The 12622-nt window shown below is 67.2% G+C and carries 14 protein-coding genes; 6 read left to right on the forward strand and 8 right to left on the reverse strand.

What is annotated here, in order from left to right; translation table 11 throughout:
• The first annotated feature begins 42 nt into the window (after window positions 1-42).
• Genes FHX53_RS05455 through FHX53_RS05480 form a run of 6 tightly spaced genes read left to right on the forward strand, consistent with a single transcriptional unit; the run spans window position 43 to window position 7065 of the window.
• Window positions 43-1764, forward strand: a complete 1722-nt coding sequence (locus FHX53_RS05455; RefSeq protein ID WP_182490338.1) for an ABC transporter permease subunit — start codon at window positions 43-45, stop codon at window positions 1762-1764.
• 17 nt (window positions 1765-1781) lie between these two features.
• Entirely contained in the window at window positions 1782-2924 is a 1143-nt protein-coding gene (locus tag FHX53_RS05460) for an ATP-binding cassette domain-containing protein (RefSeq protein ID WP_220476215.1), read from the forward strand.
• Entirely contained in the window at window positions 2921-3895 is a 975-nt protein-coding gene (locus FHX53_RS05465; protein ID WP_182490339.1) for an ornithine cyclodeaminase family protein, read from the forward strand. Before FHX53_RS05460 ends, FHX53_RS05465 begins: the two co-directional genes overlap by 4 nt.
• Window positions 3892-4854, forward strand: coding sequence for a TAXI family TRAP transporter solute-binding subunit (locus FHX53_RS05470; protein WP_182490340.1), 963 nt, complete (start codon window positions 3892-3894; stop codon window positions 4852-4854). The genes FHX53_RS05465 and FHX53_RS05470 overlap by 4 nt, the downstream gene beginning before the upstream one ends.
• A gap of 46 nt (window positions 4855-4900) precedes the next feature.
• Complete coding sequence (locus tag FHX53_RS05475) at window positions 4901-5881, forward strand: ornithine cyclodeaminase family protein (protein WP_182490341.1); 981 nt, start codon at window positions 4901-4903, stop codon at window positions 5879-5881.
• A complete protein-coding gene (locus FHX53_RS05480; RefSeq protein WP_182490342.1) occupies window positions 5878-7065 on the forward strand; it encodes an MFS transporter in 1188 nt (395 codons plus the stop codon). The genes FHX53_RS05475 and FHX53_RS05480 overlap by 4 nt, the downstream gene beginning before the upstream one ends.
• A gap of 143 nt (window positions 7066-7208) precedes the next feature.
• Here FHX53_RS05480 and FHX53_RS05485 read toward each other — a convergent pair whose 3' ends face one another.
• From FHX53_RS05485 to FHX53_RS05520, 8 genes are all read right to left on the reverse strand, one after another.
• The gene (locus tag FHX53_RS05485) at window positions 7209-8213 is read right to left on the reverse strand and encodes a GGDEF domain-containing protein (protein ID WP_182490343.1); all 1005 of its coding nucleotides are present in this window, start codon (window positions 8211-8213) and stop codon (window positions 7209-7211) included.
• Between the two features lie 102 nt (window positions 8214-8315).
• A complete protein-coding gene (locus FHX53_RS05490) occupies window positions 8316-9080 on the reverse strand; it encodes a DUF4440 domain-containing protein (protein ID WP_182490344.1) in 765 nt (254 codons plus the stop codon).
• Between the two features lie 11 nt (window positions 9081-9091).
• Window positions 9092-9337, reverse strand: coding sequence for a glutaredoxin domain-containing protein (locus tag FHX53_RS05495; protein WP_182490345.1), 246 nt, complete (start codon window positions 9335-9337; stop codon window positions 9092-9094).
• Window positions 9338-9680: 343 nt separating this feature from the next.
• Window positions 9681-9998, reverse strand: coding sequence for a hypothetical protein (locus FHX53_RS05500; RefSeq protein WP_182490346.1), 318 nt, complete (start codon window positions 9996-9998; stop codon window positions 9681-9683).
• The gene (locus tag FHX53_RS05505; RefSeq protein ID WP_182490347.1) at window positions 9998-10630 is read right to left on the reverse strand and encodes an AAA family ATPase; all 633 of its coding nucleotides are present in this window, start codon (window positions 10628-10630) and stop codon (window positions 9998-10000) included. The genes FHX53_RS05500 and FHX53_RS05505 overlap by 1 nt, the downstream gene beginning before the upstream one ends.
• Window positions 10631-10898: 268 nt before the next feature.
• The gene (locus FHX53_RS05510; protein WP_182490348.1) at window positions 10899-11099 is read right to left on the reverse strand and encodes a hypothetical protein; all 201 of its coding nucleotides are present in this window, start codon (window positions 11097-11099) and stop codon (window positions 10899-10901) included.
• A gap of 18 nt (window positions 11100-11117) precedes the next feature.
• Complete coding sequence (locus FHX53_RS05515; RefSeq protein ID WP_182490349.1) at window positions 11118-12005, reverse strand: ArdC-like ssDNA-binding domain-containing protein; 888 nt, start codon at window positions 12003-12005, stop codon at window positions 11118-11120.
• A gap of 402 nt (window positions 12006-12407) precedes the next feature.
• Complete coding sequence (locus FHX53_RS05520) at window positions 12408-12614, reverse strand: hypothetical protein (RefSeq protein ID WP_182490350.1); 207 nt, start codon at window positions 12612-12614, stop codon at window positions 12408-12410.
• Window positions 12615-12622 lie beyond the last annotated feature (8 nt).

Consider the following 12622-nt stretch of genomic DNA (forward strand, 5'->3'; position numbering starts at 1 on the left):
GTGTTCAACCCAGCCGCACCCGCTGTAACCCGCCCCCCACGGGTGGGACGACAGAGAGCCGACAAGAAGTCGATCCTGCTGGGAGTGCTCGTTTGCCTGCTGGTCGGCGCGCTCACGGTCACGCCGGTGATCTATGTGATCATCGGAAGCTTCAACTCGCAGAGCCTGGGGCAGGGATTCAGCTTCTCCCTCGAGGGCTGGAGTCGACTCTTTGCGTCGAGCGCCACCCTGGAGTCGATCTGGTATTCCTTCGTCTTCGCGGTGCGCATCCCCATCGCGCTCGTGATCGCATTTGGCATCGCCTGGCTGCTGGTGCGAACCGACCTCCCCGGGCGCAAGTTCATCGAGACGTCGCTCTGGGTCGCGTTCTTCCTGCCCGCGCTTCCCGTCACCATCGGCTGGGTGCTCCTCGCGAATGAGGACTACGGGCTGCTGAACTCGGTGGTGCAGATGATGCTGCCCTGGGTGGAGGAGGGGCCGTTCGCGATCAACTCGGTGATCGGGATCCTCTGGGTGCACCTGACGATGAGCACGATTCCCATCATGGTCATCCTGCTTTCGCCGGCGTTCGAGCAGTTCGACGCCTCGTTCGAAGAGGCGGCGGAGTCGTCGGGCGCCCGGGTCGGCACCACGCTGCGCAAGGTCACGCTGCCGCTCCTCGCGCCGGCCGTCTTCACCGCATTCATCGCGGGACTCATCAAGAGTCTCGAGGTGTTCGAGGTGGAACAGATTCTTGGGACCCCGGTCGGTATCGGCGTGTATGCCAACCGGATCTTCGAACTCGTGCGACTCGACCCGCCCGCCTACATGGACGCCATGGCCATCGGCACGCTGTTCCTGATCGTGCTCCTGGTGGCGGCCATCGTCTACCAGATCGTGCTGCACAAGATGCAGGCCCAGGCCACCCTCACCGGGCGCGGCCTCAGGATGAATCGCAAGCTGCGCACGCGCTCGCTCTACGTCGCGTCGGCCCTCATCATCACCTTCATCAGCGTCGGGGTCTTCCTGCCGATCCTGACCCTGCTGGTCGGCTCGTTCAACAAGATCTTCGGGTTCTTCTTCATCAGCTCCCCCTGGACGACCTCCCACTGGGAGCGGGTGCTCGCCAACCCCGACTTCCTTTCGGCCGCCGGGAACTCGATGGTCATCGGAATCGTCGCCAGCACGCTGGGCACCCTCCTTTTCGCGCTGCTCGCTTGGCTGCTGGTTCGCTCTCGCATGCGCGGCAAGGCGATCCTGAACATCCTCGTCTGGATGCCGTGGGCGATCCCCGGCGTGCTGATGAGCATCGCAGTCCTGCGCATCTTCCTCACGGTGCCCGGGCCGAACCTGCTCTACGGCACTCTTGCCCCGCTCATCATCGTGTTGATCATCAAGGAGATGCCGCTCGGCACCCAGATGTTGCGCACCGCGATCATGCAGGTTGCGCCCGAACTCGAGGAGGGTGGCCAGGTTTCCGGCGCACGGTTCCGGCAGGTCTTCTTCAAGATCACGCTGCCGCTGATAGCCCCGATGCTCGTCACGGTCTTCATGCTGACGTTCGTGACGACCCTTCGCGACGTCGGTTCGGTCGTGTTCCTTGCGCCGCCTGGAACGAAGAACCTTCCCATCCTCATGTTCGAGTATGCCAACGGCGGTGCGATGGAGTCGGGCGCGGTGCTCGGCGTGATCATCGCCGCGCTCGCCCTGGTGCTGGTGTCGGTGGCGATGCGGCTTGGCCTTCGCATGAACCCGCACCGCGACACAAGAAAGGCACGCAAGTGACCGTCAACACAGCCCCCGTGACCGAAACGCTCAGCAGCCCCGGGTCCACCGACGCAATGATCGAGGTCACCAACCTCTGCAAGGAGTACGTCGCAGGGTCGGGCGCGATGGCGGTCGACAACATCAGCTTCACGATTGGCGGCGGCGAGCTTCGAACGCTGCTCGGGCCGAGCGGCTGCGGCAAGACCACCACCCTGCGAATGCTTGCCGGGCTGGAACGACCGACCTCCGGCGAGATCCGCATCGGCGGCACCATCGTCTACTCGTCGGAGAAGCGCATCTGGTTGCCCGCGAATCAGCGGCGCATCGGCATGGTGTTTCAGTCGTACGCGATCTGGCCCCACATGTCGGTGTTTGAGAACGTGGCATTTCCGCTCCGGGTCTCCCGACCGCGCATCGCGCGCTCCGAGATCAAGCGGCGCACGCTCGAGGCGCTCGAGGCGGTCGGGCTGAGCGAGTTCGCTCAGCGCGCGGGAACGGCGCTCTCCGGCGGCCAACAGCAGCGCGCGGTGCTCGCGCGCGCCATCGTGCGTGAGCCCGACGTGCTGTTGCTCGATGAGCCCCTCAGCAACCTCGACGTGAAGCTGAGGGAGCGGATGCGCGACTGGATTCGCGACGTGCAGGAGCGCACCGGTCTGACGACCGTCTTCGTCACGCACGACCAGTCCGAGGCCCTCGGCCTCTCCGATCACATCTCGGTCATGAGCTCCGGCCACATCGTCGAAACCGCGTCGCCGGTGAGCCTGTATCGCGAGCCCGCCGACCCGTTCTCAGCACGGTTCGTCGGCTCGGTGAACTGCATTCCTGGAGTGGTGCGGGCCGTCGATGGGCGGCGAGCTGTCCTCGCCACCGTCATCGGCGATATCGACGCGCGCATGGTGGCCCCATCGGCCATCGGAGAGGACGTCGAGGTGTTCGTGCGTCCGGAAGACCTGCTCATCTCGAGGGCGGACCCGGGTGCGTCATCCGCGTTCCTCTCGTCGCTCACCTACCAGGGCTCGCACTGGGATGTCATGGTCGCCGTCGACGGAACCCCGCTGCGCGTCGTCATCGACCGGAGCCCGGGCCTCGTGGCCGGGGAGGCCGTCTCGGTGGGCATCCGCGACGACAGCGCGGTCACGGGATTCCCGGCGAGCGCCGGCGTGAGCGAGCAGCCATGACGCTGCTGCTCAGCCGGAGCGACGTCTCCGAGATCGCCTGGGCCGACGGCGGCCGCGCGCTCGACCTGCTGATCGAGCGCATCGAGGACGCGTACTCGCAGCTCCACGACGGGGTCGCCGCCCAGCACGCGCGCATCTACCTCCGGCCCCAGACTGAAGCGCGACGGCCGCCGGGGCTGTTCTCCATGTCGGCGCTACTGCCGCGCACCGCCCGCATGGGAACCCGGCTCATGGCCATCACGCAACAGGGCAAAGCCGGCGCCGGGGTGCTGGTGCTTTTCGACCACGTCACCTCCGAACTCCTGGCCATCGTCGACGACGAGCTGCTGCACAGCTACCGCTCCGGCGCCCCGGCCGGCCTCGCCACCCGCATGCTCGCGCGGCCCGAGTCAGAGGTGGTCGCGTGCATTGGCAGCAGCACGATGGCGATGGGCGGCCTCGTGATGACGAGCCGCTCCCTCCCGAACCTCTCGAAGGTGCTCATCTACAGCCCCAACGAGGAACGGCGCTCCGCGTTCGCCTCCGAGATGGCCGACACCCTCGGCGTCGACGTGGTCGCGGTAGACAGCGCGGACATCGCCGCCGCTCAGGCGGATGTCGTCGTGATCGGCACGAACGCCGACCGGCCGGTCGTCAGCGACGAAGCGATCCGGCCGGGCACCCACATCAGCGTGCTTGCGCGCAACGAGGTCCCCATGACCACCTTCCGCCGGTCGCGGATCGTGCTTGGCTCCCGAATGGCGCAGCGCGAGCTCGATCCGCCATGGAGTGACCCGATCCCCGATGGCTGGGTGGATGCCGAGCTCTCGGACCTGGTGGGCGGCACGGGATCTCGCCGAACCGAGGCGGACGATGTCACGGTCTTCGTGGGCAGCGGGCCGCTCGCAATGTGGGACGTGGCAGCGGCCGCGGTGTTTCACGAGGAGGGCACGAGGATGGGACTCGGCATGAGCATGGATTTCTCCGCATGAAGCGGCTCGATGGCCCGCTTGAGGTACGCATTCTCGGCGGCGGCCAGAACTGGACCAACATCGGCAGTTTGATCGCGATGGGACTGAGCGGCTACTTCAGCAAGTTGCCTGCCGGTTCGCTCGTCTCCGCGGTTACGGGAGACCCGGGCGCCATGGCGATGCAGGCTCCGCAGCGGGTGGCGGACGGAGAGTTCCATATGGGTTTCACGACGCCGCTCTGGTACGCACGGATGGCGATCGAGGGCCGCGGCCCGTTCGCCGAACCGCTGCCGTTGTCCGTGCTGGCGGTGTTCCCGCACGACGACCGCCTGGCGTTCGCGGTGCGTCGCGAGACCGGCCTGCGCAGCCTCCACGAGGTGCGGGAGCAGAAGTATCCGCTGCGCCTCTCCACGCCGTCGCGCGAGATGAATCACCCCGCCGGCTGGGTCGTCGAGGCCGTGCTTGAGCGCTACGGCATCACCCTCGACGACATCGAGTCGTGGGGGGGCAAGATACTGCGCGACCGCCCCCGCAGCCAGAATTCGCCGAGCGCCGTGCCCGTCGACCCCTCGTTCGATGCGGTGTTCGATGAGGCGATCATGACGCGTCGGTGGCACAAGATCACCACCCAGTACGACATGAGGTTCCTCCCCCTGGACCGCGACATCCTCGACGGCCTGGTTGAGTACGGGATGGATGCCGGCACTATCGCGGCGGACCGGCTGCAGGGCGTGCACGTTGACGTGCCGGCGGTCGACTTCACCGGCTGGGCGCTGATCTGCCGCACCGACATGAACGAGGAACTCGGCTACCTCACGGCCGCCGCGATCCACGAGCGACACGAGCAGATCTCCGCCCGCTTCAGCGATCGATTCGACGGGATGACCGCCCCGATCGACATGCACACCATCGCCCGGACGGAACTCCCCGTCCACGCCGGCGCGCGAACCTACTATCGGGAGCACGGCTTCCTGGAGTAACCCGGACCGCGGCGAGCCGTTCGCCGATTTCACGACAAGGAGAATAATGGCGCAATCCGACGGCGAGACCCTCGTGCTTTCGCGAGACGATGTCTCCGATCTGATCGACCTTCCGGCCGCGATCGACGTGACCCGCGAGGCGCTCCGCGAGCAGGCCCGCGGCGCCGCCGTGGAGCAACCGCCGACCCACCTCGATCTCCGCGAGCGGGCATCGCTGCGAACCGTTCGCGGCGCGCTCCTGGACTCGCGGCGCACGGGTGTGCGCGTGACGGGTGCGCATGACCTCGCCGGCCCCTCGGGCGCCGCGCTGCTCTTCGAGACGGAGCGCGCCGACCTGCTGAGCGTCATGGCGTACCCCTTCGGCACGCTCCGCACCGCCGCCGTCATCGGTGTGGCCGTCGATGTCTTGGCCGGCCCGAGCGCCGGCATCGTCACCCTGATCGGGACCGGGCGAAACGCGCTTGGCCTGCTCGAGGCGGCGGCGCTCGTGAGGCCGGTGACCGAGGTGCGCGTGTTCGGCAGGAACGACCAGCGCCGGGACGAGTTCGTCGCACTGGCCAAGAAGGCACTGACCGCAGAGGTCACGGGCTTCGCGGATCTGACGCAGGCCCTAGACGGCGCACAGGTCGTCATCGTGTCGACCAACTCCACGGTGCCCGTCATCGAGCGTGCGGATGTCGGGCCCGACGTGCTGGTGGCCGGCATGGGGGTGCCCTCCGAGTTCCCTGACGACCTCTATCTGGAGGCCGACAGCGTCGTCGTGTCATCCAAGGCGCACGAGAAGGGCTTCGACGAGGTGTGGCACGGAACGCTGCGCAGCACGCTCGTCGACCTCGACGCCGACGGACGGTTGCCCTGGGGCTCGGTCACGCAGCTGAGCGATCTCGTCGACGCCGCGGCGCCGCCGCGGACCGGCGTGCGGGTGTTTCGGGAGTCGGCGGGCGGCTACGGCGACATCGCCCTGGCGTCGTACGTCTATGAGCAGGCGCTCAGCCGCGGTCGGGGTCACCGAGTCCGGTTCTCGTGATCGCCCGAACTGACGAGCCTCGTCGACATACTGTCGACGAGGCGCTCAGCGGCGGCGTGTCGTTCGCGTTCTCGTTCACGCTCGGCGTGATCGGCGTGGGCATCCCGCTCCTCGCGGTGGCCGCGGGGTACTCCGCCATCGAGATCGGTGTCCTCGTGGGCGTCGCAGGACTGGCCCAACTCGTCGCCCGACTGTGGCTGGGCAGGCTTCTGCGGGTGGTCCCCGACAAGCTCCTTGTCGTCATCGCCGGGCTTGCCATGACGGTCGCCTGCCTGCTGCTGACGTACTCGACCGAGCTCCTCGTGTTCACCGTCGCGCAGATCATGCAGGGCGCGGGCCGCGCGTATTTCTGGACCGGGCTGCAAACCCACGCCGTGCGGGTCGCGCCGCGCGCAGTCGGTGCGATCGCGCGGCTGAACTTCTCCGCCGGTGTCGGAGCGCTCCTCGGGCCCCTCGTGGCGGGCGTCCTGCTGACGTTCGGGGACGACTCCGCGATGTTCGCGGGCGCCGCGGCCGCGCTCGCCTCGGCGGTGCTTGCCGCGCTGCTCGTCTCCCTCCCGCCCTTCGCGCCGCCACCGCGACCCGGCGCGGCGCGGATGTGGCGTCGGCGCGAAATCCGCACGGGCATCTGGATGGGCGTCGTCGCCGGGGGGTGGCGGTCGATCCTGAACTCCTACATCCCCGTGGTGTTGGTGTTTGGGGGGATGTCGCCCGTCGTCGTCGGCCTCCTGATCACGATCGCGAACATCGCCGCCATGGTCGGGAGCTCCGCGATCGGGTTCTGCAAACGGATTCGCTTTCGCATCACCCTCGCCGGCGGGGGAGTCGCGGCGGGGGCCGGCGTCGCGGTGACCGGTCTGCTCTCCTTCGACCCTTGGCTCGCGGGCTCGGGACTCGTCGTCTCCGGGGTGGCAGCCGGCATCCTGCAGACCGTGGGAACCGCCGCCGTCGCCGACTCCGTGCACCCGGAGGAACGCGGCGACGCGATCGCGGCATCCGGCGCGTACCGCGCCGCTGCCCTCCTGCTCACCCCGCTCGTCGCCGCCGCGGCGATCGTCGTTGCGCCGGTGCCCGTGGCCATCGCGCTGGTGGGCGTGCTCTTTGTCGTGCCGTCGTTCCTGGGCCAGCCGGACTCCGACAGCGAGGCGCGGCATCCCGTGGACCAGCAGGGTGAGCCAGCCTAGACCTCGAGGTGCGCTCCCGGCGCAGAACTGTCCCTCGCTCAGACGCGACCGTTCATCTTGCCCAACTTCGAGGGCGTGTGCAGTATCTCATCGGGGCGGAGGGCGCCAATGCGCTCCGGGTGACCGACGTGATGGAACTCCCGCTACGAAGCGGTGGTGCCCTCCGGGATGCGGCCGGCACCGCGGGCCCGCTTCGTCTCGAGGAGCCGCTGATCGGCCTCGTCGAGACACACGTCGAAGTCGGCGCCCTCGGGCCATGACGACACGCCATACGACCAGGGGACCGTGCTCTCCCGCTGCAGTCTTGCAAGCAGCTCACGCGTCGCATCCGGTTCGACCCTCGAAAGCACAAGCACAAACTCGTCGCCGCCCAGCCGCACCACCAGATCATCGTGGCGTAAGCCACGCACCCAGTTCTGGGCGAGCTCGCGCAACACCCGGTCGCCCTCCGCATGACCGAGGTCATCGTTGATCTGCTTGAAGTCGTCGACGTCAATCACCGCGATGCTCCGGTGCGACAGCGGCCTGCGGTTGGTGCGGCGCAGGCTCAGATAGGTTTGCAACCCGCGCCGGTTCATCACACCGGTGAGGGGATCGAGGAGTGCCTGCTGCTCAAGCGCCGACACCAGGACCTGCAAGACGACCGTGATACCGACAGCCAGTACCGCAATCGCCGCCCACGCCGACGGGAGCACATTACTGAAGCCGCCGACTAGGACAGCCAGGCTGCCGCCGACAACAACCGCCGCGGCCACGGCGGCCGCCATCCGCCGCCGTCCCCAGAAGCCCGCATAGACGGCGGCAGAGAGCATCCCCACCATGAGCGAAACCGCACCCCCGTCGGTGGGGGCAGCGCTGATGAGGGTGGCAGTGAACGCAACCTGCACAAAAACTATCGACCACAGCAGCCACGCTGGCGTGCGTTCCCCCAGAACTAGGAGGGCCGCGGCAAGGCAGGCGGCGGTGACGATAGCGGCAAGCTTCAAAGGAACGCTGTGCCCCGAATGCAGCGGAAACACAAGACCGGCGGTGAGGAGCACGAGACCGGCGACGAGAACGAGCAGCAGCGTCCAGACCGGCCCCGGCATCCCGAAGTGACGAACCTGCATCAGCGGTCGGGTGGACATCTGCCGGGGCGGCTGAAGCATTCGCCCAGTATATGGGGGACAGGTGGCTGAAGTTTGCCGTGCAACGTCAACGTTCTGTTTCGCCCTACTGCGGAGGTGGGGGACACGCAGTCGCCCCTCCCGCTACTCCGCCTTCGGGGTCGACGACAGGCGCGCGGCCACGAGCTTCCACTCGCCGTCGAGCAGGAACCAGGTGTACCCGCCGATGACGTCGACCGTTTTCACCCCGTTGGGGGTGTCGAGCTCCGCCAGGTACCGGCCCGCGATGAACGCCGCCGAGTCGCTGGTGATCACCTGGTCGACGATGTGCTCCGCCCGGGTGCGGTTCTTGCGCCCTGCGCTCTCGATGTAGGCATCGCGCTCCTCGCGGCGCCCGTTCGGGTGCACGTACGCGAAGTCCGGGTGCAGCAGGCCGGCCATCGTCTCGGCGTCGCCCTCCAGCAGCGCCCTCACACGACGGGCATCGAGTTCGCGGATGGTGTCTTCGACGGTGCTCATGACGGTTCCTTCGGTTGGTGCGGGCAGTGCTCCGTCCCACCGTACAAGGGGGCCCGATCGGGCAACCGTCGCTCGAGCGAGGTCTGCGCCGATGCTGTCGGCGTCGATGACTCGGCCGTATTGCTTGTTGGCGTCGTCTCCCCAGCTCGACGTGTGCTCGCGTCCGGTGACGATCACGGCGTCTCCCTTGTGCAGGGATGCGGCCGCGTTCTCGCCCAGCTCGAACCGGGCTTCGATGAAGTGGGTTGTCGGGGTGTCGTGGGCCTGCCACTTGCCCTGTCGGTACTCCCCCGTGTTCTCGATGACGCGCAGCTTGGTGATCTGGATACTGCCGGCCTGCACGACCTCGGGGTCGGCGGCCAGGTTTCCGGTGATGGTGCGGGTGGACATGGTGTCTCTCCTTATCGGTTACTTCCGATGCGGTCGATGTGGTCGGGGCGGAAGCCGCTCCAGTGGTCCTCGTCAGTGATGACGACGACGGGTGCTTCGGTGTATCCCAGGTCCTCGACGACGTAGTTGCGTGCGTCCTCGTTCTCTCGGATGTTGACCTCTACGAACTCGATGCCCTTGGTCGTCAGCACCTTCTTGGTGAGTGTGCAGCGGGCGCATGACGTGCCAGTGGTGTACACCGTGATCTGCTCAGCCATTGCTCTTGCCCCTCTCCCTACCAACCGTTTTTCTTTGCCTTCCGGCAATCGAGGGATTAACGACGAGCGGAGCGGAGGGAGCAACGGACCGTGGAATACCGGACTGAGCGCAGCGAGGGAGGATATGCCGCGAAAGCCGTTGGCCCGGAGCGGAGCCGTCGTATCCTCGACAGCCGGACAGGTCAAAGAATGCGTGAGAGTCGCTGTGCCGCGTAGCGGCTCCCCTCGCGGGCCGGCCTCCGTGCCGGTGCGCCTGGCTCTGCGTGCGGGCGTGCATGGCGGTCTGCGCTCAACGCACTTTCAGAGTGATATCACTGCGATAGCACGTCATGTCGGGCCTGGCTTACGCGCGGTGCTCGGCTCGGAGGACTTCGAGGCCACGTTGCAGGGCGCGCAGCGCGGTCTTGTGCTGGCTGCGATCCTCTAGCCCTGCGACCTCGGCCAGTTCGGCCGGGAGGGTGGCGTCGGGCCAGCGGATCAGCAGCGTCTTGGCCACGTCGGCTGGCCACTCCCCCGGCGCCGCGGTGCGCGCCGGTACCGTCTCGCGGGGCGGCGCGGGGACGGCCGCAACCGGCGCCGGCGCCTCCGCGGAGGTGTCGGCGGCGGCGCCGAACGCCTCGATCGCTGCCGGGTCTGCCTGGGGTCGCTTCTTGATTGCCATTACGCCACCAACTCCGCTGCGAGTTCCTGAATCTCTGCCTTGGCCTTCGGGTTGCTCCACTCGACCACGCCGAGCCCTTCACCCACCACGTCGCGGTATGCCTTGCGCTCGTAGATGACCGTCTCCAAGGGTCGAATACGGGGGTAGTCAGCCAGGTACTCCCCCGCGTCGGTGCGCTCGGTGATGTTCGGGTTGGACGGCGCCTGTGTGATCAGTCCGCGCACGTCCAGCTCGGGGTTGAAGTCGAGGGCCTGGTCGATGACTTCGGTCATGTGGCCGAGCGTGTCGAGGTCGAGCTGGCTGGGACGGACGACGACGACGAGCTTGTCGGCGGCCGTCATTCCGGTGCGCATCTCCTTGCTGTCCTTGCCGGCGACGTCGACGATCACGACGTCATAGCGAGTGGCGAGGTCTTGCAGGGTCTGGTGGATGCTGCCGATCTTCTCGACGCACGCGATCGCGGGCTCGTGGCCTTGCTCTTCGCGGTCGGCGTGCCACCTGGCCGCCGAGCGTTGTGGGTCGGCGTCGACGAGGCAGACGTCATCACCGCGTCGGGCGTACTCCACGGCGAGGTTGACGGCGATGGTCGTCTTGCCGGGACCGCCCTTCTGGCTTCCGACGAGAATGATCATGCTTGCACTCTACTTTCAATGTGGTAGCAATTCGGTATCAAAACGGTTGCAAACTGATAGCAATTGCAAACTAGTAGCATCCTGAAACTGTTCTGATATCAGAGTGGCACGCTATCGGTGTGATTGCAAGGTGAAACCGTAGTGATATTACCTAGCCATTTCAGAGTGATATCAGTGGGGAGCGCGAGGGGACCACCCCTCGCCGGCCGACCGGAGGGAGGCCGCGGGGTTGCCGGAGGGGCGGCCGATGCCGCCCCTCCGGGGGCTGTCAGTAGGTGGCGCGGGTCAGCGTGTCGACGAACGTGACGTACTCGGGTCCGTCGATGGTGGCGGTGTGGGCCAGGTCGTAGCCTGCGCGGGCGTAGTCCGCGAGTTCCTGCGCCCGGTATCCGATCTGACGACTCTTGGCCACGGTGTCGGCGTCGCTCTTGCTGACGCGGTTCTCGATGACCTGGATGCTCTGGCTCATGGGTGTGTCCTCTCGTTCTCAGGCCGCGACGGGCGCGGGGGAGTCGGTGGTGATCGCGTCGGCCAGGGCGTGCGCGGTGCGCAGCACGTTCGCGGCGGTGGCTTTGACGGTGTCGGCGTCGCATTTGCTCCATCCGGCGACGTAGCCGACGCTGTAGGCGCTGGTGTCCAGGCCGAGAATTCCGGCGACGATGTAGGCGACGCTCTCGGCCTCGGTTTCTTTGATCCCGCGGTGCTCGACGTACTCGGCGTGATCTTCGTCGGCGTGCAGGATGACGTGTGCCGCCTCGTGCAGTGCGGTCTTTGCGGCCTGGGCGGGGGAGAGGTCGGCGTCGATGACAACGCGGCGGCTGTCGTCGGTGGTGGTGTAGCCGTTGGCGGCTCCGGGGATACTCTCGCGCTCGACGGTCCATCCCGTGCCGGTGAGGTAGTCGACCACGGCGTCGAGGATGCCCGCGGGGTCGTCACCGGTGAGCTGGTGCGCGATGTTGCTGGGGTCGCCTGCTTCGGGGTCGATGAGGTCGGTCTGGCTCATGTCGAACACGGACACGGGGAAGAACCGCACGCGGCGCTGTTCTTCTTCTTCGCCGGTCTGCTCGTTCTCGACCGTTTCACGGATGTCGCGGCCGCCGAAGATGCGGATTCCACGCTCACCCTTGCGCACCTGGCGGTTCAGGCTCTGCCACGTCCGGTATCCGGCGACGTGGGTCGCCTCGGGGCTCTGCGCGAAGATCAGCAGCAGGTTTCCCAGGCTGTAGCGGTGGAACGCCTGAGCGAACGCGAGGAACCGCGTCCACGTCTCGGAGTCGCGCAGCGCTTCGATCTGCTCGGCGATCGTCTCGTGCAACGCCTCGGCCTCGGCTCGGCGTTCCTCGGTGCTCTTGCGGGTGGTGACTTTGCGGGTCATGGCTCTCTCCTTCCATCAACCCCTCACGTTTTCTTGCCGTGAAGGCGACTTGTCGCCGCTAGGGAGTGCCGGGTGGAGTGCAACCCGTCAGGGCGGCGGGGAAGAGAAGTTCGGCGCGATGGGAGGGAGCGCAGCGACCGCGTGCCGAAGTTGTCGGCGGAGCCGGCGGCGGAGCCGCTTGCGCGGAGGTCGGCCGACCGTATGCTGCCGAAGGCTTCACGGCAAGAAAATGGGGCCCGTCAGGGGCCGTGCTGCCCGGCCTGTGGCCGGTCCGTTTCCGTGTGCTGATTGGGTGCTGGCATCGTGCCTGCATTGTGATATCAGTGTGCATTCATCGGCGGGGGAGCGCGAGGGGGACGGCCCCCTCGCCGGCGATCGCGGAGCGGGGGCCGTCGACGTCCGCTATGGGTGGGATTCGGTGACGGTGTAGCCGGGGATTTCGCCGTCCTGCATCGCGTGAATCTCGTCGATCATGTCGTTCATTACGTCGTGCTGGTCGAACGGGGGCAGACCGTCGTCCCAGCTCGCGCCGAGCTGCGCGTCGGCCCAGAGGGACGCGAGCCGGACGTCGGTGTCGGCGGTGAAGGTGTCGCCTTCGGGTGTGGTCATAGTGAGCA

This window comes from Microcella alkalica (assembly GCF_014137945.1).
Taxonomy (GTDB): domain Bacteria; phylum Actinomycetota; class Actinomycetes; order Actinomycetales; family Microbacteriaceae; genus Microcella; species Microcella alkalica.